Source organism: Pseudomonas sp. zfem001 (assembly GCF_032621725.1).
GTDB lineage: Bacteria > Pseudomonadota > Gammaproteobacteria > Pseudomonadales > Pseudomonadaceae > Aquipseudomonas > Aquipseudomonas sediminis.
On sequence record NZ_JAVYJI010000004.1, the window covers coordinates 276,892 to 301,743 of the forward strand.

General features: G+C 63.7%; 19 protein-coding genes. 12 read left to right on the plus strand and 7 right to left on the minus strand.

Features of this window, described 5'->3' with window-relative positions:
- Positions 1–13 precede the first annotated feature (13 nt).
- From RTH74_RS15640 to RTH74_RS15675, 8 genes are all read left to right on the plus strand, one after another.
- On the plus strand, positions 14–1,771 hold the full coding sequence (locus RTH74_RS15640) for an ATP-binding protein (protein WP_316915264.1): 1,758 nt from the start codon (positions 14–16) through the stop codon (positions 1,769–1,771).
- A gap of 147 nt (positions 1,772–1,918) precedes the next feature.
- Positions 1,919–3,259 (plus strand): sigma-54 dependent transcriptional regulator, encoded by a 1,341-nt coding sequence (locus tag RTH74_RS15645; RefSeq protein ID WP_316915265.1) that lies wholly within the window; start codon positions 1,919–1,921, stop codon positions 3,257–3,259.
- Between the two features lie 535 nt (positions 3,260–3,794).
- Positions 3,795–4,748: a TAXI family TRAP transporter solute-binding subunit gene (locus RTH74_RS15650; RefSeq protein WP_143505779.1), complete on the plus strand. Its 954-nt coding sequence runs from the start codon at positions 3,795–3,797 to the stop codon at positions 4,746–4,748.
- Between the two features lie 134 nt (positions 4,749–4,882).
- Positions 4,883–6,910: a TRAP transporter permease gene (locus RTH74_RS15655; protein ID WP_316915266.1), complete on the plus strand. Its 2,028-nt coding sequence runs from the start codon at positions 4,883–4,885 to the stop codon at positions 6,908–6,910.
- Complete coding sequence (locus RTH74_RS15660) at positions 6,907–7,314, plus strand: DUF1850 domain-containing protein (protein WP_106734115.1); 408 nt, start codon at positions 6,907–6,909, stop codon at positions 7,312–7,314. Before RTH74_RS15655 ends, RTH74_RS15660 begins: the two co-directional genes overlap by 4 nt.
- A gap of 387 nt (positions 7,315–7,701) precedes the next feature.
- Entirely contained in the window at positions 7,702–8,217 is a 516-nt protein-coding gene (locus RTH74_RS15665) for a DUF3617 domain-containing protein (RefSeq protein ID WP_106734116.1), read from the plus strand.
- A 166-nt stretch (positions 8,218–8,383) separates the two neighbouring features.
- The gene (locus tag RTH74_RS15670) at positions 8,384–10,519 is read left to right on the plus strand and encodes a TonB-dependent siderophore receptor (RefSeq protein ID WP_316915267.1); all 2,136 of its coding nucleotides are present in this window, start codon (positions 8,384–8,386) and stop codon (positions 10,517–10,519) included.
- 48 nt (positions 10,520–10,567) lie between these two features.
- A complete protein-coding gene (locus RTH74_RS15675; RefSeq protein ID WP_316915268.1) occupies positions 10,568–11,779 on the plus strand; it encodes a PepSY-associated TM helix domain-containing protein in 1,212 nt (403 codons plus the stop codon).
- Here RTH74_RS15675 and RTH74_RS15680 read toward each other — a convergent pair.
- Positions 11,762–12,487 (minus strand): transporter substrate-binding domain-containing protein, encoded by a 726-nt coding sequence (locus RTH74_RS15680; protein WP_316915269.1) that lies wholly within the window; start codon positions 12,485–12,487, stop codon positions 11,762–11,764. The two genes, RTH74_RS15675 and RTH74_RS15680, sit on opposite strands and share 18 nt — an antisense overlap.
- Before the next feature lie 58 nt (positions 12,488–12,545).
- Positions 12,546–13,991, minus strand: a complete 1,446-nt coding sequence (cls, locus tag RTH74_RS15685) for a cardiolipin synthase (RefSeq protein WP_316915270.1) — start codon at positions 13,989–13,991, stop codon at positions 12,546–12,548.
- A gap of 283 nt (positions 13,992–14,274) precedes the next feature.
- Here cls and RTH74_RS15690 point away from each other — a divergent pair, with 283 nt between their 5' ends.
- A complete protein-coding gene (locus RTH74_RS15690) occupies positions 14,275–15,942 on the plus strand; it encodes a BCCT family transporter (protein ID WP_316915271.1) in 1,668 nt (555 codons plus the stop codon).
- A 108-nt stretch (positions 15,943–16,050) separates the two neighbouring features.
- On the opposite strand, the gene RTH74_RS15695 is transcribed toward RTH74_RS15690, so the two are convergent.
- Positions 16,051–17,439 (minus strand): L-serine ammonia-lyase, encoded by a 1,389-nt coding sequence (locus tag RTH74_RS15695; RefSeq protein WP_143505763.1) that lies wholly within the window; start codon positions 17,437–17,439, stop codon positions 16,051–16,053.
- A 183-nt stretch (positions 17,440–17,622) separates the two neighbouring features.
- Between RTH74_RS15695 and RTH74_RS15700 the strand changes: the two genes are divergently transcribed.
- Entirely contained in the window at positions 17,623–18,525 is a 903-nt protein-coding gene (locus RTH74_RS15700) for a LysR family transcriptional regulator (RefSeq protein WP_316915272.1), read from the plus strand.
- A 78-nt stretch (positions 18,526–18,603) separates the two neighbouring features.
- On the opposite strand, the gene RTH74_RS15705 is transcribed toward RTH74_RS15700, so the two are convergent.
- The 4 genes from RTH74_RS15705 to RTH74_RS15720 form a co-directional block, all read right to left on the minus strand.
- Positions 18,604–18,765 carry a DUF2986 domain-containing protein gene (locus tag RTH74_RS15705; RefSeq protein ID WP_106734123.1) on the minus strand — a complete coding sequence of 54 codons (162 nt, stop codon included), beginning with the start codon at positions 18,763–18,765 and terminating at the stop codon, positions 18,604–18,606.
- 130 nt (positions 18,766–18,895) lie between these two features.
- On the minus strand, positions 18,896–19,273 hold the full coding sequence (locus RTH74_RS15710) for a GNAT family N-acetyltransferase (protein ID WP_106734215.1): 378 nt from the start codon (positions 19,271–19,273) through the stop codon (positions 18,896–18,898).
- Between the two features lie 306 nt (positions 19,274–19,579).
- Positions 19,580–20,287, minus strand: a complete 708-nt coding sequence (locus RTH74_RS15715; RefSeq protein WP_316915273.1) for a 3'-5' exonuclease — start codon at positions 20,285–20,287, stop codon at positions 19,580–19,582.
- Positions 20,284–22,203: a DUF294 nucleotidyltransferase-like domain-containing protein gene (locus RTH74_RS15720; protein WP_316915274.1), complete on the minus strand. Its 1,920-nt coding sequence runs from the start codon at positions 22,201–22,203 to the stop codon at positions 20,284–20,286. The genes RTH74_RS15715 and RTH74_RS15720 overlap by 4 nt, the downstream gene beginning before the upstream one ends.
- Positions 22,204–22,294: 91 nt before the next feature.
- Here RTH74_RS15720 and RTH74_RS15725 point away from each other — a divergent pair, with 91 nt between their 5' ends.
- Entirely contained in the window at positions 22,295–22,861 is a 567-nt protein-coding gene (locus RTH74_RS15725; RefSeq protein WP_316915275.1) for a LemA family protein, read from the plus strand.
- Positions 22,862–22,863: 2 nt separating this feature from the next.
- Positions 22,864–24,801, plus strand: coding sequence for a DUF2207 domain-containing protein (locus RTH74_RS15730; RefSeq protein ID WP_316915276.1), 1,938 nt, complete (start codon positions 22,864–22,866; stop codon positions 24,799–24,801).
- Positions 24,802–24,852 lie beyond the last annotated feature (51 nt).

Here is a 24,852-nt window from a genome sequence, read left to right on the forward strand (position 1 = left end):
CCGCGAGCCGCCCATGCCCTTGCCGCAGCGCCCCCGCTATCGCTACCGCGTTCTGCTCACCGTTCTGGCGATTGCCGCCGGCTTGCTGGTGAGCCTGTGGCTGGGCGGTCGTTATGCCGAGCACCGGGCCTGGGACGAGCGCAGCGTCGAGGCGCGCGGGCAGTTGCAGCTTTATGCCCAATCCATTCGCACCCTGGTCGAACGTTTCAGCTCGGTGCCCGAGGTGCTGGCGCTGGACAGTGACATCCGCAGCCTGCTGCGCGCGCCACATGATCGCCAGTTACGGCTGGCCCTGAACCAGCGCCTGGAGCGCCTCAACGCCGCCGCTGGTTCCACCGTCCTGTACTTGCTCGATGCCCAGGGCGAAACCCTGGTGGCCAGCAACTGGCGCGACTGGAGCAGCTTCGTCGGCAACAACTATGCCTTCCGCCCGTACTTCCAGAACGCCGTGCGTGATGGCGGTGCGCGCTACTTCGCGGTGGGGGTGACCACCGGTATTCCCGGCTACTTCCTTTCTCATGTGGTGCGCGATGACAAGGGCGAGCTGCTCGGCGTGCTGGTGGTCAAGCTTGAGCTGGAAGACCTGCAGCGCGAATGGGTCGGCCAGCCGGGCGTGCTGATGGTCGCCGACAGCTATCAGGTGGTGATCCTCAGCAACAAGCCGATCTGGCGCTTTCGCGCCCTGCAACCACTCGACGAACAGGCGCGTGCCGAGCTCGTTGAGGTGCGTCGCTACGCCGAGCAGGCGTTGCAGCCGCTCGCCCATGAGGTACATCGGCAAATCGACAAGGATGCGGATTGGGCGCGGGTCGACGGCCCCGACGGCAATCGCGATTACCTCTGGCAGCGCCTGTACATGCCCGAAGAAGGTTGGACCTTGCACCTGCTCAGCGAGCCGATCGGCCTGGCCGACAGTGTGCGTGGCTACCGCCTGGCCGCTGCCGGGGTGTGGATGACCTTAGCCTTTCTGTTGCTGTTCCTCTTCCAGCGGCGCAAGAACCAGCGCTTGCAGGCCGGCATCCGCGAGCGCCTGGAGCGCGAGGTAGCGCTGCGCACCGCCGAGCTGCGCGAGGCCCAGGACGGCCTGGTGCATGCCGCCAAGATGGCCGCGTTGGGACAGATGTCGGCGGCCCTGGCGCACGAGATCAACCAGCCGCTGACCGCTTTGCAGATGCAGCTCGGCAGCCTGCGCCTGCTGCTCGACAGTGGTCGACCGGAAGCGGTGCGCGACGGTCTGCAGCGCATCGACGGCCTGCTGCAGCGCATGGCCGCGCTTACTGGTCACCTCAAGACATTCGCCCGCAAGACACCGGCTGGCCTCAGTGAGCGCCTGTGTCTCGGTGACGTACTGGAGCAGGCCTTGCAGCTGCTGGCGCCGCGCATGCGCAACGAGCAGATCGAACTGCGCACGCAGATCGACGATGACGCCGAAGTGCTCGGTGATGCCATTCGCATCGAGCAGGTGATTCTCAACCTGCTGCACAACGCCCTCGATGCCATGGCCGAGAGCGAGCCGCGGATTCTTCTGGTGCATATCGCCCGCGAAGGCGACGGCTGCCTGCTCAGCGTCGAGGACAGCGGCGGCGGTATCGCCGAGGAGACCCTCGGGCGGGTGTTCGAACCCTTCTTCACCACCAAGCCGGTGGGGCAGGGGCTTGGGCTCGGGCTGGCGGTGTCCTACGGTATCGTGCGCGATCTCGGCGGCACGCTGGAGGCGCACAACGGCAAGCTGGGTGCGGTGTTCAGCATGAGGCTGCCGGTTGCGCCGTAGAAACTATTCACAGCGCTGTTGCGGCCGGGGCGCGCGGTACACCCTACGAGTTGCGCGTCCGATCCCAGGGTGCGCCGTGCGAACCGGTCGTTGCCCCGGATTGCATTCGTCGGGCTACACTGCCCGCCGTTCTCAAGAGGAGGTGCCATGAGCGCTCAGGTCATAGTGGTCGACGATGAAGCGGCGATTCGCGAGGCGGTGCAGCAGTGGCTGGAACTGTCCGGTTTCGAGGTACGCGCCTGCGCCAGTGCGACCGAGGCCCTGGCCCTGGTCGACCGCGACTTCCCCGGCATTGTCGTCAGCGATGTTCGAATGCCCGGCAGTGACGGGCTGCAACTGCTCGACAAGCTGCTGCAGATCGATAGCGACCTGCCGGTGATCCTGGTTACTGGCCATGGCGACGTGCCCATGGCGGTGCAGGCACTGCGCCAGGGCGCCTATGACTTCATCGAAAAGCCCTTCACCCCAGAGCGTCTGCTCGACAGCGTACGCCGTGCTTTGGACAAGCGTCGGTTGGTCTGTGAGAACCGCCAGCTACGCCAGCAGGTGGCCGACAAGGGCCGTATCGAAAGCCAGCTGATCGGCATTTCGCGGCCGATGGAAAACCTGCGTCGGCAAATCCTCGAACTAGCCGGCACCTCGGTCAACGTGCTGATTCGTGGTGAAACCGGCAGCGGCAAGGAACGTGTAGCGCGTAGCCTGCACGACTTCAGCTCACGGGCCAGCAAGGCCTTCGCCGCGCTCAACTGTGCGGCGATTCCGGAGACCATCTTCGAGAGCGAGCTGTTCGGTCACGAGAGCGGCGCCTTCACCGGCGCTCAGGCCAAGCGCATCGGCCGCATCGAGCATGCCGACGGCGGCACGCTGTTCCTCGACGAGGTGGAGAGTCTGCCGCTGGCGCAACAGGTCAAGTTGCTGCGCGTGCTGCAGGAAAAGACTCTGGAACGCCTCGGTTCGAACAAGAGCATTCAGGTCGACCTGCGGGTGATCAGCGCGGCCAAGCCGGACTTGCTCGACGAGGTCAAGGCCGGGCGCTTCCGCGAGGACCTGGTGTACCGCCTGAACGTCGCCACCCTGCATATTCCGCCGCTGCGCGAGCGCCGCGAGGACATTCCGCTGCTGTTTGAGCATTTCGCCCGCGAGGCGGCGCTGCGTCATGGTCGCGAAGCGCCGCCGCTGGCGCCGAGCGAACTGGCGCGGCTGCTCGGGCATGACTGGCCGGGCAACGTGCGTGAGTTGATCAACGCCGCCGAGCGCCATGCGCTGGGGCTTTCCAGTCCACCGCCGGCCGAGCGCTTTGCCGGCCAGGCCCTGGCGCAGCAGATGGAGGCCTTCGAGGCGCAGTGCCTGCATAACGCCCTGCTGCAATGCCAGGGCAATATCGCCGCAGTGATGGAAATGCTGCAGCTGCCGCGGCGCACCCTCAACGAAAAAATGCAGCGTCATGGACTGGCGCGTGGTGAATACCTGCCGGGTGGAGAAGAGTAGGGCGCGCGGGCATGTAGGGTGCGCCATGCGCACCTGGTGTCATGATCTCGAGTCAACCGGTGCGCATGGCGCACCCTACGGTTTGGCGGCCAGCCGTCACCCGGATGCAATCCGGCAAGTAGCGCTCACCTCATCCCCCGACTGTATCTCGCTCACCTGGTAGGCGGAATTCTGCCTATGCCCTCGCGAGGGTAAGCGGTTTACCGCTCAGTGACCCATCGGTCTTTAGATTCAACCTCTCTAAATCGGGCTTTTCAGGCCCTGGCACGGCATCTGCTATGACAGTTGCAGCCGTGCAGCATCTTGCCGACGCGGCGACCATAAAAACGACAAGAGGTCAGCCCATGAACTGCCATGCCCCTCGCGCCATGCCGCACTCGCTGCCGTGCATGGGCCGCCTTCCTACCGCGCCCGCCGTGGCTCTTGTCCGACGCTGCACCCTGCGCTGCTGATCGCGCACCGTCGACGCCGCCTGTGTGGCGTCGTCTAGAGTGAAACTCTGCATATAGCCAATAACAACGACGGAGATACTTCCATGCGACTGACCAAGAAAATCAGCCTGTTCGCCGCTGCTGCGGCCATCACTGCCAGCACCGCAGTGCTCGCTGCCCCGACCTTCATCAACGTGCTCACCGGCGGTACCAGCGGTGTGTACTACCCGATTGGCGTGGCCCTTTCGCAGCTGTACAGCAACGGCATCGAAGGCTCCAAGACCTCGGTCCAGGCGACCAAGGCGTCGGTGGAAAACCTCAACCTGCTCGAAGCCGGTCGCGGTGAGCTGGCCTTCGCCCTCGGTGACTCGGTCGCCGATGCCTGGAACGGCGTCGAAGACGCTGGCTTCAAAGCGCCGCTGAAGAAGATCCGCGCCATCGCCGGTACCTACCCGAACTACATCCAGATCGTTGCCAACGCTGAATCCGGCATCAAGACCCTGGAAGACCTCAAGGGCAAGCGCATCTCCGTCGGCGCACCGAAGTCCGGCACCGAGCTCAACGCCCGCGCCATCTTCGAAGCCGCCGGCCTGACCTACAAGGACATGGGCAAGGTCGAGTTCCTGCCGTACGCCGAGTCGGTCGAGCTGATCAAGAACCGTCAGCTGGACGCCACCCTGCAGTCCTCCGGTCTGGGTATGGCCGCCATTCGTGACCTGGCTTCGACCATGAAGATCAGCTTCGTCGCCATCCCGGCCGAAGTGACCGCGAAGATCGACAACGCCGCTTACGAGGCTGCCACCATTCCGGCCGGCACCTACGACGGTCAGGACGCTGATGTGCCCACCGTTGCCATCACCAACATCCTGGTCACTCATGAAGGCGTTTCCGACGAAGTCGCCTACCAGATGACCAAGCTGATGTTCGACAACCTCGGCCGTCTGGGCACCGCTCACTCTGCGGCCCAGGACATCAAGCTGGAAACCGCTACCAAGAACCTGCCGATCCCGCTGCACCCGGGTGCCGAGCGCTTCTACAAGGAAGCCGGCGCGCTGTAATGACGGCTCGGACCGTGGCGAGCCCGCCACGGTCCGGTCTTCACAGAATCGCGAATAAAACCGGCGCCCGTGGGCGGTAGGTTTTGTTGGCGACTCTGTCTCCGCAATCGAAGTAGTCATGAGGTTTGCACTCCATGAGTGAACAAAACAACGGCCTGGCCGCCAGCCCGTCCGACTGGCCGAAGGCGCTCTTTGCCGTCGCCCTGCTGTTCTCCATCTTCCAGATCGTCACCGCAGCCTTTCACCCGGTGTCGACCCAGGTATTGCGTGCGGTGCACGTTGGCTTTCTGCTGCTGCTGGTGTTCATCAGCTTTCCGGCGCTCGGCAAGGGCCGCCCGTGGCAACCGCTGGCCTGGCTGCTGGGCCTGGCCGGCATGGCCACGGCCATCTATCAGTGGTACTTCGAGGCGGACCTGATTCAACGTTCCGGTGACCTGACCACCGGCGACATGATCATCGGCCTGACCCTGATCGTGCTGGTGTTCGAAGCTGCGCGCCGGGTTATGGGCATCGCTCTGCCGATCATCTGCGCGTGCTTTCTCGCCTACGGCATGCTCGGCCAGTACCTGCCGGGCGATCTGATGCACCGCGGCTACGGCCTCGACCAGATCGTCAACCAGCTGTCGTTCGGCACCGAAGGTCTGTATGGCACCCCGACCTATGTGTCGGCGACCTACATCTTCCTGTTCATCCTGTTTGGCGCCTTCCTCGAGCAGGCCGGGATGATCAAGCTGTTCACCGACTTCGCCATGGGCCTGTTCGGCCATAAGGTCGGCGGCCCGGCCAAGGTGTCGGTGGTGTCCTCGGCGCTGATGGGCACCATCACCGGTTCCGGCGTGGCCAACGTGGTTACCACCGGCCAGTTCACTATCCCGCTGATGAAGCGTTTCGGTTATCGCCCGGCTTTCGCCGGTGGCGTCGAAGCGACCTCGTCGATGGGCAGCCAGATCATGCCGCCGATCATGGGCGCGGTGGCCTTCATCATGGCCGAGACCATCAACGTACCTTTCTTCGAAGTGGCCAAGGCCGCGCTGATCCCGGCGCTGCTGTACTTCGGCTCGGTGTTCTGGATGGTTCACCTAGAGGCCAAGCGCGCCAACCTGCGCGGTCTGCCCAAGGACGAATGCCCGAACCCGTGGAAGGCCGTGCGTGAGCGCTGGTTCCTGCTGATCCCGCTGTTCATCCTCATCTACCTGCTGTTCTCCGGCCGTACCCCGCTGTTCTCCGGTACCGTCGGCCTGGCGCTGACCGCCATGGTCATCCTCGGCTCGGCGATCATCCTGCGGGTGTCGTCGAAGGCCATGCGCTTTGCCTTCTGGATCGCCCTCGGCGTGCTCTGCGCCGGCTTCTTCCAGCTGGGTATCGGTGTGGTGTTCGGCGTCATCGCCGCGCTGGTGGCGATCTGCTGGTTCGTCAAAGGCGGCCGTGAAACCCTGACCCTGTGCCTGCACGCGCTGGTCGAAGGTGCGCGTCATGCCGTACCGGTCGGCATCGCCTGCGCCCTGGTCGGCGTGATCATCGGTGTGGTGTCGCTGACCGGGGTGGCCTCCACCTTCGCCGGCTACATCCTCGCCATCGGCCAGGACAACCTGTTCCTGTCGCTGGTGCTGACCATGCTCACCTGCCTGGTGCTGGGCATGGGCATTCCGACCATCCCCAACTACATCATCACCAGCTCGATCGCGGCGCCGGCACTGCTGGAACTGGGTGTACCGCTGATCGTCTCGCACATGTTCGTCTTCTACTTCGGCATCATGGCTGACCTCACGCCGCCGGTAGCGCTGGCCTGCTTCGCTGCAGCGCCGATCGCCAAGGAGCGTGGTCTGAAGATCAGCTTCTGGGCGGTACGTATCGCTGTCGCTGGCTTCGTCGTGCCGTTCATGGCGGTCTACTCGCCAGCGCTGATGCTGCAGGGCGATAGCCTGCTGGCGACGGTCTACGTCGGTCTCAAAGCGATGCTGGCCATCGGTATCTGGGGCGCCGTGTTCACCGGCTACCTGCAGGCCAAGCTGACCTGGTGGGAGCGTCTGCTGGGTCTGGCCGCCGGTGCGAGCCTGATTCTCGCCACCCCGATCAGTGACGAAATCGGCTTTGCCCTCAGTGCCATCTTCATCGCTCAGCACTTCTGGCGCGCCCGTCGCGCCGAGGCAGCGACGGCGTGATCGGCCTGTGCCTGGGGTTGGCCGGCGCGGTGTGGGCAGAGTTGCCCACGCCGTCCTTCACCCTGGCCTGGACGCACACCATCGAGAAGATTCGCTGGGAAGAGGATTACCGCGTCACCGCCGAGGGCCTGGTTCTCGGTGAGGCGCGGGTCAAGGGTTCCGGCGCCGGAATGGAAATTCCCGACGGCGCCGAACTGCGCAATGGCAGCTGGCACTACCAGCGTCAGCTACCGCCTTTGCAACCCCTGCGAGTCGGGCGTACGCCTGAGGCCGGGGATTACCAACTGTGTTTCAACCAGCGTTGTCGCCCGATGAGCGACTGGCTCGGCCCGCCAAAAGCAAGCCAGCCGGCGTTGGAACTCTGGAGCTGTGAGCTGAGCTCCCCCGCGGCTGACGCGGGTTAGGTTCGCCCGAGCGAATCCATGCTCCCGGCGCCACAAGTGCCGGCTGGAACTGTCCACAATCTGCTGCGCGTCGGTCCTGCTGCGTTAAAACAGGCGAGTAATGCTCATGTACAGCTCGTACACTGCGCTTCCTCGCCTGTTTCTGCCTTGCATGACTCTAGCTCGCGAGATCGTGAACAGCTCCAAAAAAGGAAACCCCCATGCGGCGCAAGCCTGTGGGGGTTTTGTTCATCCCGGGCCTGCAGGGCTATGCGCGCTACGAATCTTATGCGCTGATGAACTGTCCAAATCGCCGCGGGGCGTGACTCTTGTTGGAGTGACGGCTCGATGCCTTGGTCTCGCCGAGGCGCCGTCGGCTTGGCCTACTATCCGCTCAGGAGACCTGTGATGCGCATTCTTTATCGTACCGCTCTACCTCTTGCTCTCTGTCTGTCGCCCGTGGTGGCTAGCGCCGTAGAGCTGCAGCCCGGTGTCTGGGAGGTCAGCGCGCACAACATGCAAGTCGGCGGTCAGGCTATGCCGGGCATGGATCAGATCCTTGCGCAGATGCAGAACCTGCCGCCGGCGCAGCGTCAGATGATGGAAGGCATGATGGCCGAGCGCGGTGTGAAACTCGGTGCCGGTGGGGTGCAAATCTGCCTGACCGAAGAGCAGATCAAGTCGCAGGACATTCCCCTGCAGGACCCCAACTCTGGTTGTAACCAGCAGATCACCGAACGCAGCGGCAACCTGTGGAAATTCCGCTTCACCTGCCCGGATGCGCAAGGCGAAGGGGAAACCCGCTTCGTCAGCGACAAGGAGTTTACCACCCAGGTCAAAGGTACCTACAAGGGCCAGCCGAGCAGCATGGAGAGCCAAGCCCGCTGGATGGGGGCGGATTGCGCTACTCTCAAAGGAAACTGAGATACAACTGAATATGTAAATTATTCGTATTGACTTGGTAAGGTGCCTGCTGCGAGAATTTTGTCGCTAATTATTTGCATTTGCGATTGGCAAATGTCTGCCAGGGAGGCATTCGGCTGCGAAGGGACTGCCAGCGGTTATCGACAGCGCATCAGGAGATCCTCCCTTGTTCAGCAGAAAAACCCACCTGGCCGTGGCGATTGCGGCCGCCTGCAGTTTCAACCATGCCGTGGCCAGCGAGCAGGAGCAGCTCGAGCTCGATGCCCAGACCGTGGTCGGCGACAGTGCAGCGGCCGAGGTCGACAGCTACAAGTCCACGCCCAGCAGTGCTGCGACCAAGCTCGACCTGACCCCGCGGCAGACTCCGCAGTCGATTTCTACCCTGAGCAGCGCCCAGCTGCGCGACTTCAAGCTCACCAGCGTCAACGATGCGCTCAAGGCGGTGCCGGGCGTGCAGGTGCAGGAAGTCGAAACTGATCGTACCTACTACACCGCCCGCGGCTTCGACATCACCAACTTCCAGTACGACGGCATCGCCGTACCCTTCGTCTACGGCAATGTCGAAGGTGATCTGGACACCGCCATGTATGAACGAGTGGAGGTGATTCGCGGCGCCAACGGCCTGATGTCCGGTACCGGCAATCCCTCGGCGACGGTCAATTTCGTGCGCAAGCGACCCACGCTGGCCCCGCAGGCGCGCGTCGATCTGACGGCCGGCTCCTGGGACAAGCGGCGTATCGATACCGACGTATCCGGTGCGCTGACCGATGCCGGCAACATCCGCGGCCGCGTGGTGTACGCCAACGAAAACAAGAACTCCTACCTCGACCGCTACTCGCGTGAGAAGAACGTGTTCCATGGTGTGTTGGAGTTCGATCTGGATGACCGCACCCTCTTCACCCTCGGCCACACTTTGCAGACCAGCGACGCCAACTCGCCGATGTGGGGGGCGTTGCCGCTGGTCTATCAGGACGGTGGCAAGACCGACTATTCGCGCTCTACCAGCACCGCGACCGATTGGGCCTACTGGGACAATCAGGAAAACCGCACCTTTGCCGAGCTGGCGCACACCTTCGACAATGGCTGGCAGGCCAAGACAGTGGTCACCCGTGTCGAGAAGAAGAGCGATGGCTCGATGTTCTATGTCTACGGCACGCCGAACCGCCAGACGGGTGCGGGCCTGTATTCCTATCCGTCCGAATACAACGAAAAGAACAAGCAGCTGATCGTCGATCTGCAGGCCAGTGGCCCTTTCAATCTGGGCGGTCGTCAGCACGAAGCGGCTTTGGGCGGCAGCTGGTCACGCTCCGAGCTTGAGGATCTGTCCTGGTATGACTCCAGCACCGGCACCATGCTGCCGCCGCTGGAGCAGTGGACCGGCAATTATCCGAATCCCCTTAACGACAACGGTAGCAACGGCAGTGATTTCACCGACCGCATGAAGAGCGTCTACGGTGCTGCGCGCTGGAGCCTGACCGATGATTTGAGCCTGATCACTGGCGCTCGCGTGGTCGATGTGAAGAGCGATGGCACCAACTATGGCCTGGCCAAGTCGTCGAAGAACAGCGGTAAGGTGGTGCCTTACGCGGGCATCGTTTACGACATCACCGATCAGTATTCGGTTTACGCCAGCTATACCGAGATTTTTACGCCGCAGACCAAGAACGATGTGAGTGGCTCACGTCTGGCCCCCTTGGAGGGCGTGAACTACGAAGCCGGTATCAAGGGTGAACTGTTCGACGACAAGGTCAACGTTTCCCTGGCTGTGTTCCGTACCGAACAGGACAACTTCGCCGAGCAGGCCGGCATGAATGGTTCGGTGGCTTACTACCGTGCCATCGAAGGCCTGACCAGCGAAGGCTACGAGCTGGAGTTCTCTGGCGAACCGCTGGAGGGTCTGCAACTCAGCGCCGGTTATACCTTTGTCGACATCACCAATGCCGATGGCTCGCATGCGGTGACCTACTCGCCCAAGCACATGATCAAGACGGCTGCTACTTACCGCATCCCAGGTATGGAGAAGCTCAAGATCGGCGCCGCCGTGCGCTGGCAGGACGATATCAAGATCGCCGTGCCACTGACGGCCGATGACGGTTTCACTTCGATTGGCAGTGCCGACGCCAAGCAGAAGGCCTACGCCGTGGTCGACCTGATGGCCAGCTACGACATCGACCCGAACTGGAGCGTGTCGGCCAATCTCAACAACCTCACCGACGAGAAGTACCTGAACAGCCTGTACTGGACGCAGGCCTACTACGGTGCCCCACGTAACGTCAGCGCCACCCTGACCTGGAAATACTGACAGCCAGGGCCCCCCAAAGGGCGGCCCTGTCGTCGATGAGAGATTTCGATGCGCCCGATTTTGGTACTGCTGCACCGCTGGTGCGGCCTGTTCATTGCCCTGTTCCTGTTCACCGCCGGCTTGACCGGCGCTGTCATTTCCTGGGATCACGAACTGGACGAATGGCTCAACCCGCAGCTGTTCGACGCGCAAAGCGCAGGGCCGGCGCAGGACCCGCTGCAGCTTGTGGATGCCCTGGAAGCACGCGACCCACGTTTGCAGGTGAGCTTCATGCCGCTGGCGCTGGAGCCTGGCCATGCGCTGGGGGTCTTCGTCGACCCGCGTATCGATCCGGCTACCGGCAAGGCCTACGAGTTAGGCTTCAATCAGCTGGGCATCGACCCGGCGAACGGCGATGTCCAGGGTCAGCGCGAGTGGGGAGCGATCTCCCTGAGCCGGGAGAACCTGCTGCCGTTTCTCTACAAGCTGCACTACAGCCTGCACATCCCGGATGGCTTCGGTATCGAGCTGGGCGTGCTGTTCTTCGGCATCGTCGCCATCGTCTGGTGCCTCGATTGTCTGGTCGCGCTGTGGCTGTCGTTCCCCAACCTGCGTAGCTGGCGCAAGTCGTTCGCCTTCCGCTGGCGTCAGGGCGGCTACAAGCTCAACTTCGACCTGCACCGCTCCGGCGGCGTGTGGATCTGGCTGCTGCTGCTGATCCTCGCTGTCACCTCGGTATCGATGAACCTCGAACGCCAGGTGGTGCGTCCGCTGGTGGAGCTTTTCTCGCCGCTGACGCCAAGCCCTTTCGCCAGTCGCACACCGGTGACCCTGGACGAGCAGATCGTGCCGCAGATCGACCGCCGCCAGGCCATCGCCATTGCCGACGCAGAAGCGCGGCGGCTGGGGTGGCAGGCGCCTGCCGCCGGGCTGTTCCACTCGGCGGAGTTCGGTGTCTACGGCGTCGGCTTCTACGAGTTGGGCGATGACCATGGCGATGCCGGGCTGGGCAATCCCTGGATCTACGTCGACAGCCGCAGTGGCGAACTGGCCGGTGCGCATGTGCCGGGCACCGGCAGTGCCGGGGATATCTTCCTGCAGGCGCAATTCCCGCTGCACTCCGGGCGCATCATCGGTTTGTCGGGGCGGATTCTGGTGTCGTTGCTGGGCCTGGCTGTTGCGGCCTTGTCCGTGACCGGCGTGGTGATCTGGGCCAGGAAGCGTCGTTCGCGCGTGCTCGCCGAACAGCGCTTGCGCAGCGGCTCACAAGCCGTGGCGTAAACGCAGCGCTGCGACCTGATCGGCTCGCTCCGTGAGGAAGCGATTGAACGCCTCGATCAGCTCGGGGTGGTTGATGCTCGACAGGTAGTAGTGATCCTCCACATGCGGCAGCTCCGGGTCGAACACCAGGCTATCGGGCGCCATGCGCATCTGCCGGAGTTGGTGAGCCACGACCTTGGGGTTGAGGTAGACCGCGTCAACGCGGTCACTGGCGGCCATGCGCAGCAACGAGTCGATCTGGTTGGCCTGGATCAGGCGGATTTTTCCGGCGCGAATGTCCGCCAGGTAGGGCCAGGGCGTAAAGCCGTTCTGTGTGCCGAGCAGTTCGATGCGTTGCTGGCCCTGCCCGAGGTACCGCGGCTTGACCAGCATGCCGTCGACATAAGGCGCTGCCGGGTGGCTGTAGTGGATGTCGTGGCCGGCTTTCTGGTCGGCATTCCATTGCGGGTGATCGGGGAACTTGAGGTCGACCCGGCCGGACAGGAAATCGCCGAGCAGCCGTCGGACCGGCAGCGGTGTGTAGACGAAGCGATAGCCATACTCGGCGGCGAATGCGTCCAGCAGGTCGCGGGCGTAGCCGCGGTACTCACCGTTCTCCACGTCGGAATACGGTTGATAGGGCTGAAGTTCGACGCCGACGCGAATGTCCTCCTGCGCGGCGACGGGCAGGGCGAGCAGGCAGAGCAGCAGGGCAAAGCACTTGGTCATGGTAGGCAGGGTCTCGCTGACAGCTAACAGCGGCTGGCAACCTAACCATAGCTGCGCCTTAGAGAATCGGCGAGATCAGCCTTGCTACGCGCATGCCCAGTTGTTGCAGGCGGTGCAGGTTGCGCCGGTCGGCGTTGACCAGCTCGCGCGAGCGGCTGAAGTCGTCTTCCAGCATGGCGGCGACCTGAGCGTTGAAGCCCTCGTCGAAGGTCAGCAGGCTGACCTCGAAATTCAGGCGGAAGGAACGGTTATCCAGGTTGGCGCTGCCCAGCATGCTGACATCGTGATCGATCAGCAAAGCCTTCTGGTGCAGAAAGCCCGGCTGGTAGCGAAAGATGCGCACGCCTGCGCGCAAGGCTTCGAAGGCGTACAGGCTGGAGGCGGCGTAGACGATGCGATGGTCCGGGCGTGCCGGCAGCAGCAGGCGCACGTCGACGCCGCGCATCACTGCCAGGCGCAGTGCGGCGAACAGCGCCTCGTCGGGCACGAAGTAGGGGCTGCTCAGCCAGATCCGCTCGCGCGCCGCATGAATCGCCTCGACGAACAGCAGCGAGCAGGTTTCCTGCGGGTCGGCCGGGCCGCTGGCGACCACCTGGCAGAGCAGGCCGGGTTCATCCTGCTTGCTCGGCATCAGCAGCGGTGGCAGGCGCTTGCAGGCCCAGTACCAGTCTTCGGCGAAAGCTTCCTGCAGGCTGGCCACCACCGGGCCGCGCACCTCGACATGGGTGTCGCGCCAGGGCGCCAGCGGCGGCTTCTGCCCGAGGTATTCGATGCCGACGTTGAGTCCGCCGAGAAAGCCGATCTCACCGTCGACCACGACGATCTTGCGGTGGTTGCGAAAATTCAGCTGAAAGCGATTGAGCAGCCCGGAGCGTGTGGGGAAGGCGTGTATCTGTACGCCACCGCGGCGCAGGCGGTCGATGAAGGCGGCTGATAACGAATGGCTGCCGACACCGTCATACAGCACATGCACCTGTACGCCAGCGGCGGCGCGCTCCAGCAGTACGTCTTGCAGGCGGCGGCCGAGGCGGTCGTCGCGAATGATGAAGAACTGCAGCAGGATCACCTGCTGGGCGCCGGCCAGGGCGTTGAAGATCGCCGCGAAGGTGGCCTCGCCATCGATCAGCAAGTCGACGCGGTTGCCGGTCAGGCCGGGCAAGTGCGACAGGCGTGGCAGGGCTCGTACGCGGTCGTAGGCGGGCGACAGGTGCGCGGCCTTGGCTTCCTCGACCCAGGGGCGCCAGTCCTGCTCGGCCATGGCGTGGTGCATTTCCTTGTCGGCCTGACGCCGCGCCTTGACGTAGGCATCGAAGCGACTGCGGCCGAACACCAGGTACGGCAGCAGCGTCAGGTAGGGCATGAAGAACAGCGACAGGCCCCAGGCCAGCGCACCCTGGGCGGTGCGCACGGTGAGCACGGCGTGGATCGCGGCCAGTACGCCAAGGGCGTGAATGGTGGCGATCAGGTAGGCGAACAAGTGGGGAATGCCGAAATCGGCAGGCATGCAGGCTCTTCCTTTCACAGGCTGTGTGCAACTGACTACGGCGGTTTCAGGGCGTTCTGCGTACATCCTGCCACGCTGTGTCCTGGTGTGGCAGTGCCGGGCAAATTGCCAGCTTACAGGGAATTATTCGGGACTCTCATGTGTCTGTGAGTCTGAGTGAGCGGAATTCATGTGTTACCCTTTCCGGTTCGACCACGTCTGTGGGTCGTCTTTAATTGGAGGAGGGCATCCGTCCTGTTCACGCTCGTCTAGCGAGTCAAACGCATCAAGGAGCACGCCACGTATGGGAAACGTCCCTTCGCATGACACGACCCCGCCATCCGCAGCGGAAACCCACGAAGGCATCCCGGCACCGTCCGGTGAGGCCAATCTGATCGACACCGATTACGTCATCGGTCAGGACAACATCAAAGGGCAATTCGTTTTCGCCCTCGACATCCACGGCAAGGTCTTCACCATCTCCGCGCTGGTCGCGGTGATCTTCGTGATCCTCGCCCTGGCTCTGCAGAACCAGATCGAGCCGCTGTTCAGCGGCTTGCGCGACTGGCTCACCCACCACATGGCCTGGTTCTTCATCGGGGCCGCCAACATCTTCGTCGTCCTCTGTGTCGGCCTGATCCTGTCGCCACTGGGCAAGGTACGCCTCGGCGGCAAGGACGCGACGCCCGACTACACCTACATGGGCTGGTTCTCCATGCTGTTCGCCGCCGGTATGGGTATCGGCCTGATGTTCTACGGCGTGTCCGAGCCCATGTCGCACTACAGCGCGGCGATGGGTGGTATCACCGTCGGTGAGGATGGCGTGCGTACCGACTGGGCACCGCTTGGCGGCGCTGCCGGCAACGCAGAAGAAGCCGTGCGTCTGGGCATGGCTGCGACCATCTTCCACTGGGGCCTGCACCCGTGGGCGATCTACGCCATCGTCGCATTGGCACTGGCGTTGTTCTCGTTCAACAAGGGCCTGCCGCTGTCGATCCGTTCGATCTTCTACCCGATACTCGGTGAGCGCGTCTGGGGTTGGCCAGGGCATATCGTCGACATCCTTGCGGTGTTCGCCACCCTGTTCGGCCTGGTCACCTCGCTGGGGCTTGGCGCGGAGCAGGCGGCTGCGGGTGTGGAGTACCTGTTCGGCATCCCGGCGACGGACACCACCAAGGTGCTGCTGATCATCGCCATCACCCTGATCGCCCTGGCTTCGGTAGTTGCCGGTCTCGACAAGGGCGTCAAGCGCCTGTCGGAAATCAACATGGGCCTGGCCATGGCCCTGTTGTTGTTCATCATCATCGCCGGGCCGACCCTGGTGATCTTCACCGACTTCTTCAAGAACCTCGGCGCTTACCTGCAGTACCTGCCGGCGCTGTCCAATCCGGTCGGCCGTGAAGATGCCAACTTCAGCCAGGGCTGGACCGCCTTCTACTGGGCCTGGTGGATCAGCTGGTCGCCGTTCGTCGGCATGTTCATCGCCCGTGTCAGTCGTGGTCGCAGCGTGCGTGAGTTCCTTGTCGCCGTGCTGCTGGTGCCGTCGCTGGTGTCGGTGCTGTGGATGACTGCCTTCGGTGGTACCGCCATCAACCAGCTGCTGGTCGATGGTTTCACCGGTGCGCAGGAAGCCGGCCTGGAGCTGAAGCTGTTCAGCATGCTCGGTGAAATGCCGCTGACCGGTATCACCTCGTTCATCGGCATCGTGCTGGTGGTGGTGTTCTTCATCACCTCGTCGGACTCGGGCTCCCTGGTGATCGACACCATCACCGCCGGCGGCAAGGTCAACGCACCGGTACCGCAGCGCGTATTCTGGGCCAGCATCGAAGGCGTGATCGCCATCGCCCTGCTGCTCGGCGGCGGTCTGGTGGCGCTGCAGGCCATGGCTGTGTCGACGGGCCTGCCGTTCACCATCGTGCTGCTGGTGGGCTGTATTTCCATCGTCAAAGGCCTGATGAGCGAGCCGCGTTAAGCGACGAACGACCCTCTCCCATGGACGGGAGCGGGTCGTTCCGGCCATAAATGAAAACGCCGCGAACCTGTCAGGGTTCGCGGCGTTTTTGTTTGTGGCGCTAGTGCATCAGCACTCGATGATATTTACCGCCAGGCCGCCACGGGCGGTTTCCTTGTACTTGGTCAGCATGTCCGCGCCGGTCTCGCGCATGGTCTTGATTACCTTGTCCAGGCTCACGTAGTGCGAGCCGTCGCCGTACAGCGCCATGCGCGCGGCGTTGATGGCCTTCACCGAGGCGATGGCGTTGCGCTCGATGCAGGGGATCTGCACCAGGCCGCCGACCGGGTCGCAGGTCAGGCCCAGGTGGTGCTCCATGCCGATTTCCGCCGCGTTCTCGACCTGCTCCGGGGTGCCGCCCAGCACCGCACACAGCGCACCGGCCGCCATCGAACAGGCCACGCCCACTTCACCCTGGCAACCGACTTCTGCGCCGCTGATCGAGGCGTTTTCCTTGTACAGGATGCCGATGGCGCCGGCGGTGAGCAGGAAATCGATGATGCCGCGGTCGCTGGCGCCGGAAATGGCGTTGGCGTAGTAGTGCAGCACGGCCGGGATGATGCCGGCGGCGCCGTTGGTGGGCGCGGTGACCACGCGGCCACCGGCGGCATTCTCCTCGTTCACCGCCAGGGCCCAGAGGTTGACCCAGTCGAGCATGCGCAGCGGGTCTTCCAGATAGCTGCGCTGGAAGCCGCCCAACTTGCGCGCCAGGATCGCGGCACGGCGACGTACCTTGAAGCCGCCCGGCAGAATACCTTCGGTGCGGCAGCCACGGTCGACGCAGGCCTGCATCACCTTCCAGATTTCCAGCAGGCCGGCATCGGTCTCTTCGTCGCTGCGCCAGTGACGTTCATTGCGGCGCATCACCTCGGCAATGCCGATGCCGTTCTCGCGCGCCAGGCGCAGCAGGTCGGCACCACTGGTGAACGGCAGCGGCAGGCTGGTGGCATCCGGGGCGATGACCTTGTGCTTGGAGCCGTCGGCGAGGATCGCCTCGCTGACCACGAAGCCGCCACCCACCGAGTAATAAGTGGCCTCGTGCACCTGAATGCCGGCGGCATCGAAGGCGGCGAAGCGCAGGCCGTTGGCATGCAGCGGCAGCGCCTTGCGGAACATCTTCAGGTCGGCCTTCTCGTCGAAGGCGACGGCGTGCTTGCCGGCCAGGACGATGCGCTTGTCGCGGCGGATGGCCTCGATGTAGCCCGGCACCTGGTCCACGTCGACGGTGTCCGGCTCATGGCCGCTGAGACCGAGCAGCACCGCCTTGTCACTGCCGTGGCCCTTGCCGGTGGCGCCCAGCGAGCCGTACAGCTCGGCGGCGACGCGGGTCACCTGCGGCATGTGATCGTGATTCTCCAGCGCGTGGGTGAACAGCGCGGCCGCGCGCATCGGGCCGACGGTGTGGGAACTGGAGGGGCCGATACCGACTTTGAACAGGTCGAAAACGCTGATAGCCATGGCGAGATTCTTCTTCTGTGGGCACGGCTGAAAACCCGGTTTTCAGCGATGCCTGTATGTGGGTGAACCACGCGCCCGGTTCAGCGCGTGTGGATATCTCTATCTAAGGCCGGCCATATCATTATGTATACTGATTTATTTTTAACCTATTCGTTAGCGACCCTTAACTATTGAGATCGCGTCATGGACATCACCCGCCTGCGCACCCTGCGTGAACTGGCCCGTTGCCGCACCATGGCCGCCGCTGCCGAGTCGCTGCACCTGACGCCCTCGGCGGTTTCGCAGCAGGTGTCCCAGCTCGAACGCGAAGCGGACATGGCGCTGATCGAACGACGCGGGCGCGGCGTGGTGCTGACCCCGGCCGGCGAGCGCCTGGTGGCGCATGTCGAGCGCATCCTCATGGTGCTCGACGAAGCGCGCTCGGAGCTGGCGCTGCTGCGCGGCGAAATCGCCGGTGAATTGCGTGTGGCGGCTTTCCCCTCGATTGCCGTGGCGGTGATCGCGGAAACCTTGCGTGCGTTGCGCAGCGCCTACCCGCGGCTGAACGTGGTGGTATTGGAACTGGAACCGCAGGAAAGCCTCAGCGCCCTCGGCGCCTGGCAGATCGACGTGGCGGTGATCGACGACCTCGCCGTGCAGCCCGACGAAAACCGCGAGAACTACGCGCTGATTCCCCTGACTCAGGACCAGCTGCACGTGCTGCTGCCCATCGACCATGCCCTGGCCCGGCGCGACAGCCTGACCATCGCCGAGCTGCGCGACGAAGCCTGGGCGCTGGATTCCACCGGCAGCTCGTTCGGCGAATTCATCACCAACCTGTGCCGCCGTTCGGGTTATGCGCCGCGCATCAATGCCCACTGCGCCGGCTTCGAGATGGTCGCGGCCATGGTCGCCTCAGGCAACTCCATCTCCATTGTTTCCGGCCTGCGCCTGGTGCGAACGCTACCCGGCGTCACCGCCGTGCCGCTGCTGCCGGCTATCCAGCGCGGCGTCTTTCTCGCCTACCGCAAGGGCGAGCGCGATCACCCGGCGGTGAACGTGTTTCTCGACGAGGCGGTGTATACCGCAGACAAGGTGCTGGGTTAGCCCGCTCGTGTGATAGGGGCTTTAGCCGCGATGCTCTTGGCTTTTCGATGGGGCCCACATCATCCGTCTAACCGACTTTTACTCCACGGGCGCGAGAGGCTCTTGAGCCGTTTCAGCCTCCAACTTCGCCCTGTCAGCTTTGCTGATGTACTTGGGTTTGCTGCTTTTGGGCGCGAGCTTGGCATTGGCCTTCTTGGCATGGGCTTCGAGTAGTTGTTTGATCTTCTTGCGGCGATTCATGGGCGTGTGTCTGCGCTGTTATAGATTGAAGGTGTTGCCGGTAGTACCCACGCTCTGCGGGGGGATCGCCGTATAAGATGCTGTGCGTCGGAGTCTGTCGTCTGATCTGAGAGGCCGGCCGTGTGAAGGGTCAGGGCGCACTCGAGGGACTACGGACGTAGTAGTTGTCGAATTCGCCTTGTTCCACAAGCTGGAAGCCATGGCGGGTGTAGAACTCATTGGACTCGCTCTCCCGCAACGCACCGACTTTGACCGGCTTTTGCAGTGACTCGGCTTGACTGAACACGGACTGCAAGACCTGGGCGCCGATGCCAAGGCGTTGATGCTCAGGTCTGACGTACAAGTGATCGAGCAATAGGTACGGCTCTTGGAGCTTTGTGACGACAAACCCGACGCGCTTGCCGGCGACGACGATGTGCCTTGTGCTCTCGGGCGAGAAGCCGGCAAGAAAGCGCTCTCTTGCGCGCGCTGGATCGAACCGTCCGATGCGCTCCAGGCTCTCGCGCATGGCTTCGATGCGGATGGCGACGAGCGCTTCGAAATCGGATTGTATTGCAGGCTCAAGGTTGACGCGCGGTCGCTTCTGAGACACGAGCTTCTGGTTCCTGTGTGTTCTAACAGTGATTAGATTGAAGGCGGCATCAATCCGATAATTGAGCGCTCTATTTAGCTCCGTATCATTGCGCTACGCCTGACGCGAAAGGCTTTCGAAGCTTAACCTTATCTCGGGATGACTGGCCGGGCAGAGTGTTTGCCTGACTTCCACTTTTGCCCTCCCGCTCTGACGGGGGCATACACGCATGCCCTGTATCAATCAGCCCCAGACCGCCCCCACTGGCGTATGCCCCGGATAGTGCCTCGCCACCTGCGCCTGCAGCAGCTCGCCACAGGCCAACGCATCGGTCAGCGCATGGTGCGCCGAGTACAGCGGTAGGCCGTAGCGCAGGCGGCTGTCGGCCAGGCGGATGGAAATGGGCTCGCGGCCGCGCAGGCGGTCCCACCAGCTTACGGTGCGCTTGGGGTGCAGGCGGGCTTCCAGTTCCATTGTGTCGATGGTGGGGAAGATCAGCCCTTCGCCGAGGTGCTGGCGCACGGCCTGGTCGAGGAAGCTGCGTTCGATATTGCGGTAGTGCACCACCACCACCTTGCCGGCCAGGGCTTCCAGCAGCTCTTCGAGCACGCTGGCCAGGCGTGGGGCGTGGCGGATGTCGCTGTGGGTGATGTGGTGGAAGGTGACTGATTCGGCACTCAACTCGCTGGTGGGTTTGACCACCCAATAACGGGCTTCTGCGCAGCGGATGCGTTGCAGGCTCAGTGGCACCAGGCCAAGGCTGACGATGGCGTGTTCACGTGGGTCGAGGCCGGTGGTTTCCACATCCAGTGCTACCAGCGGCACTTCCGCCAATGGCGTATCGGCGGCGACGCAGCCGGCGCTGTAGAAGGCGCGCAGGCGTGGGTCGCGGCTGCTGTCGGCGAGGCTGGCGAACAGTTGCGGCCAGTCCTGGGCCGCGCGCTCACTCATCGCGTGCGGCTCGCCGGTTGCGCCGGGTAGCGAAAGCGCAGGAATTTCTGCGCGTTGCTGATCACCTGGAAGGCTTCCTTGAGGTGCTGGCGTTCGCTGGCGCTGAACTGTTCCGGCTCGATGTAGTTGCTCGGCGCGTTGCCGGCCTCGACTTCACGGGCCTGGTGGCGCACGCGTACCAGGCTGAGAAACTCGAAGGCATAGCGCAGGTGCTCCAGCGCTTCCTTAGGCAGTAGTTTGGTGGCGGCGATGGCGTCGAGACGATCCAGTGAGTTCTGCGCCTTGGAGCCACAGGCCAGGGCGTGCACGCGGATCAGGTCGGTGAGCGGCGCGGTGCCACGGCCCTTGAGGTTGATGATGTTGCGGTGGCGGCCGTCGGTTTCCATCACGAAAGTGCGGAAGAAGCCCAGCGGCGGCGTGCGGTTGAGTGCATTGCGCGCCAGCGCGGCGAGGAAGGCAGGGCTGGCGCTGGCTTTTGCGGCAAGCAGGTCCTTGAGGTTCTCCACCAGCTCGGTTTCGCCGTAGAGGCCGTCGAGGTCGAAGAAGATGCTGGCGTTGAGCAGGGTTTCCGGGTTGGGCCGCTCGATCCATTCGCTGAAGTATTGCCGCCACACCTTCAGCGGCTGTCGCCACTTGGGGTTGGTGGCCATGATGCCGCCCTTGCAGTAGCTGTAGCCGCAGGCGGCCAGGCCGTCGCTGACGAACTGCGCCAGTTCGGCGAAGTAGGCGTCGTGTTCGTCCGCATCGAAGCTATCGTCGAGCACCAGGGCGTTGTCCTGGTCGGTGAGCAGCAGTTGCTCGTCGCGGGCCATGGAGCCGGCGACCATGAAACAGTAAGGCACCGGCGGCGGGCCGAGTGTCTGTTCGGCCAACTCCAGCAGGCGCTGGCTGAAGGCGCGGCCGATGCCGCTCATGGCGCTGCCGACCATATGTGCGCTGGCATCGTCGGCGACCATGCGTACGAAGGTGGCGCGCAGGTCCGGCAGCAGGCTCTTGAGCCCCTCCACCGAGGTCTTGTTGAAGATGCCGTTGACCAAGTACAGGCTGCTGCGCGACTCGTAGCGGATGATGTCGGCCAACGCCACCACGCCCACTGGGCGGCGGCGATGCAGCACCGGCAGGTGGTGGATGTTGTTGCGCAGCATGCACAACATGGCCTCGAACACTGAGTCGTCGGCCTGCAGGGTGATCGGGTTGGGCGTCATGATCTGGCTGACCGGTGTGTCGCTGGCCAGACCAGCGGCGACCACGCGGGTGCGCAGGTCGCGGTCGGTGAGGATGCCGGCCATCACCTGGTTCTGCTGCTCGGCGACGTCCACCTGGTTCGGGTCGGGCCAGCGCGTGCCGGGGTCGACGACGATCACCGAGGACACGCTGTGTTCGGTCATCACCTGCGCCACCTGCTGGATCGGTGTATCCAGCGGCACGCTGACCGCGCCGCGTGAGATCAGCTTGCGCACCTTGATCTTCATCAGCTCACTGGCCTTGCCGTGGCTGTCTTCGAGGGCGGACTTGAGCCGCGACTGGCCTTCGGCTTCGACGAAGTCGGCAAAACTGTCGAACTGGTCGCAGAGCTGTTGAAACAGGGGGCCCGGTATGAAGTAGATCAGGCAATCTTCCAGTGCCGTGGCGCCCAGGCGCACCTTGTTGCCGCGCAGCAACCCGGCCTGGCCGAAGATGTCGCCTTCGGTCAGGCGGTTGTGCAGTTCGCCGCCTCGCCGGTGGATTTCCACCGCGCCGCTGCGTACGTAATGCAGCTCGTGGATCGGCGCAGCGACGGCGAGGATTTCACTGCCGGCCTTGAAGTAGCCCACTTGCACCTGGCGGGCGATCTCGTCGAGAGTCTGCTCCGGCAGAGTGTCGAAAGGGGCGAAGCGATTCAGGTGGTCGCGGATCTCGATCAACTCGATCTGCATGCGTGCCTCGCTGGCTGGCTGGCACTACAGGATACGGGCTGCCACGATGTCAGTGCAAAGCGGGCGGCCGCGGGCCAAACAAGGAGAGGCTATGCAGGTTTCAGGATTTTGGTGGCTGGCGGGCGCGCTGCTGGTGCTCGGCGGCGCCGTGGTTTTCTACTACAACCGCCTGGTATTCAACCGCCACCGCGTGGCTGAGGCCGCCAGCGGCATCGATGTGCAGCTCAAGCGCCGCTCCAGCCTGATTCCAGTGCTGGTGGAGTGCGTGCGGCAGTACATGAGCTACGAGCAGAGCACGCTGCAGGCGTTGGTGCAGGAGCGCATGCGCGCGGTGCAACTGGCGGATTCGCCGCTGGCCCAACGTGCGCCGGTAGAGACGCTGCTCAGTCATCAGCTACGCCAGCTGTTTGTGCTGGTTGAGGATTATCCGGAGCTCAAGGCTGACAGCCAGTTTCGTGAGCTGCAGGGCAACATCAGCGAGGTCGAGAACCATATCCAGATGGCTCGGCGTTACTACAACGGCGCGGTGCGTGAGCTGAACGTACTGGTCGAGTCGGTGCCGAGCAATCTGGTGGCTCGGCTGTTCGCTTTTACCCAGGCCGAATATTTCACCCTGGATGACCCGCGTGAAGGCCAGTCGCCGAAGATGGAGTTCTGAGCATGCAAGGATGGTTGCGTGGCCTGTTGCTTAGCTGTTTTCTGCTGCCCGGCCTGGTGTTGGCGCAGGAGGCGATCGAAGATTTTGCCGTCACCCTGCAGGTCGAGGCTGACGGCAATCTGCTGGTAACCGAGCGCATTACCGTACGCGCCGAGGGCCAGGATATTCGTCGCGGCATATACCGCGATCTGCCGGTCAGCTATGCGCTACCGATGGGGTTGGAGCAAAGCAGCCCGATCACCCTGCTGAGCGTGACCCGCGACGGCCGTAAGGAACATGTGCGCACCGAGCGCAATGGCGCCTGGGTGCGCTATTACCTCGGCTCGGCTAGCGTCCTGCTCGAGCCGGGGCGTTATAGCTACGAATTGCGCTATCGAGTCGAGCGGACGTTGTTGCATCACGCCGACAGTGACGAGCTGTACTGGAACGTCACCGGCAACGGCTGGCTATTCCCCATCCGCCAGGCCTCGGTGGAGGTGCGCCTGCCAGCGGGGGCGCGCATCGGCCAGTTTGCTGCGTATACCGGAGCCCAGGGCGATCAGGGCCAGGACTTCCGGGTACTCGAACGGCGCGATGACTACCTGCGCCTGGCCACCACCGAGACGCTGCCGGCCTATCACGGCCTGACCGTGGCCTTGGACTGGCAGGCAGGGCTGGTACCGCGGCCTGGCCTGCTGCAAAACGCCAGTCGCGCCATGCTGGATAACCTGGGCGTGGGCATCGGTGCCGTGTTGCTGATCGGCCTGCTGCTGTTCTACCTGCGCGCCTGGAAGCGTGTCGGCCGCGACCCGCGCAAGGGCGTGATCATCCCGCTGTTCGAGGGCCCGCAGGGCATGAGTGCGGTGCAGGCGGGCTATCTCTGGCATCGCGGGTTGCGCGGCGCTTTTGGCGAGGCGCGCGCCTTCAGCGTGTGGCTCACCGACATGGCCATCCGCAAGCATCTGCATATCGAGGACAAGCCGCACGGCGGCGGCTTCAGCCTGGCCCGCGACCAGGGCGCGGGCAGTGACATGAGCGAGCTGGATCGCGACCTGCGCAAACGTCTGTTTCCGGCCAACAAGATTGGTATTGCGCTGATCATCGGCACTCAGTACGAGCCCCGTCTGGCGGATGCGGTGGCCGGGCTGAGCAGCCAGCTTGGCGAGCAGGGCAAGGCCTGGTTTGCCAACAACCGTGGCATCTGGGCTTTGGGGTTGGTGTGGGCCGCATTGGCATGTGCCGCAACGGTGCTCTTGAGTGGCCAGGGCGAAGATGAGTGGGCCACAGGTCTGGCCGGACTGGTGTTCAGCCTGGGCTTTGGCGTGCCGGCACTGGTCGTGTTCAACATGGCCCGCCATCAGCCCAGCTTCGGTAAGCAGATGGGGCTGTATCTGGTCGCGCTGATGTTCGGCTGGCCAGTGCCGGTAGGGCTGATGATGATCTCAGCGTCGGTGTCCGTACCAGCGTTGCTGCTGATCGTCGCCTATGTCGCACTGGTGCTGGCGTTCTATTACCTGTTGCCGGCGCCAACCCTGGAGGGGCGACACCTGCTCGATGCGCTGGAAGGCTATCGCGACTACCTGCAACTGGCCGAGAGCGACGTTCTGGCGCTGGCGGGTGATGCGCCGGCGATGAGCATCGCCCTGTACGAACGCCATCTGCCCTTCGCCATGGCCCTGGGCGTCGAGGACAAGTGGAGCGCGCGCTTCAGCGCGGCACTGGCCAGCGGCCTGATCGACCCCGAGCAGCGCGATTATCAGCCGACCTGGTATCACAGTCGCAGTAGCTACAGTTCCCCGCAAGCGATGAGCAGTGCCCTGGCGGCCGGCCTCAGCAGCGCTACGGCGTTGGCGTCGACGCCCCCGCAGTCGAGCAGCTCTTCGGGAGGCGGTGGTGGTGGATCTTCCGGTGGCGGCTCTTCCGGCGGTGGCGGCGGAGGAGGCGGCGGCGGGGGTTGGTAAGTCCGGTTCGTCAGCCGCCATGTTCCTGTAGGCAAGCCCTCTATTATCGGG

Bases quoted from the DNA above. Each gene is read 5' to 3' on its own strand.
- RTH74_RS15640 (WP_316915264.1), top strand. From the start codon at position 14: ATGCCCTTGCCGCAGCGCCCCCGCTATCGCTACCGCGTTCTGCTCACC.
- RTH74_RS15645 (WP_316915265.1), top strand. From the start codon at position 1,919: ATGAGCGCTCAGGTCATAGTGGTCGACGATGAAGCGGCGATTCGCGAG.
- RTH74_RS15650 (WP_143505779.1), top strand. From the start codon at position 3,795: ATGCGACTGACCAAGAAAATCAGCCTGTTCGCCGCTGCTGCGGCCATC.
- RTH74_RS15655 (WP_316915266.1), top strand. From the start codon at position 4,883: ATGAGTGAACAAAACAACGGCCTGGCCGCCAGCCCGTCCGACTGGCCG.
- RTH74_RS15665 (WP_106734116.1), top strand. From the start codon at position 7,702: ATGCGCATTCTTTATCGTACCGCTCTACCTCTTGCTCTCTGTCTGTCG.
- RTH74_RS15675 (WP_316915268.1), top strand. From the start codon at position 10,568: ATGCGCCCGATTTTGGTACTGCTGCACCGCTGGTGCGGCCTGTTCATT.
- RTH74_RS15680 (WP_316915269.1), bottom strand. From the start codon at position 12,487: ATGACCAAGTGCTTTGCCCTGCTGCTCTGCCTGCTCGCCCTGCCCGTC.
- cls (WP_316915270.1), bottom strand. From the start codon at position 13,991: ATGCCTGCCGATTTCGGCATTCCCCACTTGTTCGCCTACCTGATCGCC.
- RTH74_RS15690 (WP_316915271.1), top strand. From the start codon at position 14,275: ATGGGAAACGTCCCTTCGCATGACACGACCCCGCCATCCGCAGCGGAA.
- RTH74_RS15695 (WP_143505763.1), bottom strand. From the start codon at position 17,439: ATGGCTATCAGCGTTTTCGACCTGTTCAAAGTCGGTATCGGCCCCTCC.
- RTH74_RS15700 (WP_316915272.1), top strand. From the start codon at position 17,623: ATGGACATCACCCGCCTGCGCACCCTGCGTGAACTGGCCCGTTGCCGC.
- RTH74_RS15705 (WP_106734123.1), bottom strand. From the start codon at position 18,765: ATGAATCGCCGCAAGAAGATCAAACAACTACTCGAAGCCCATGCCAAG.
- RTH74_RS15710 (WP_106734215.1), bottom strand. From the start codon at position 19,273: ATGCGCGAGAGCCTGGAGCGCATCGGACGGTTCGATCCAGCGCGCGCA.
- RTH74_RS15715 (WP_316915273.1), bottom strand. From the start codon at position 20,287: ATGAGTGAGCGCGCGGCCCAGGACTGGCCGCAACTGTTCGCCAGCCTC.
- RTH74_RS15720 (WP_316915274.1), bottom strand. From the start codon at position 22,203: ATGCAGATCGAGTTGATCGAGATCCGCGACCACCTGAATCGCTTCGCC.
- RTH74_RS15725 (WP_316915275.1), top strand. From the start codon at position 22,295: ATGCAGGTTTCAGGATTTTGGTGGCTGGCGGGCGCGCTGCTGGTGCTC.
- RTH74_RS15730 (WP_316915276.1), top strand. From the start codon at position 22,864: ATGCAAGGATGGTTGCGTGGCCTGTTGCTTAGCTGTTTTCTGCTGCCC.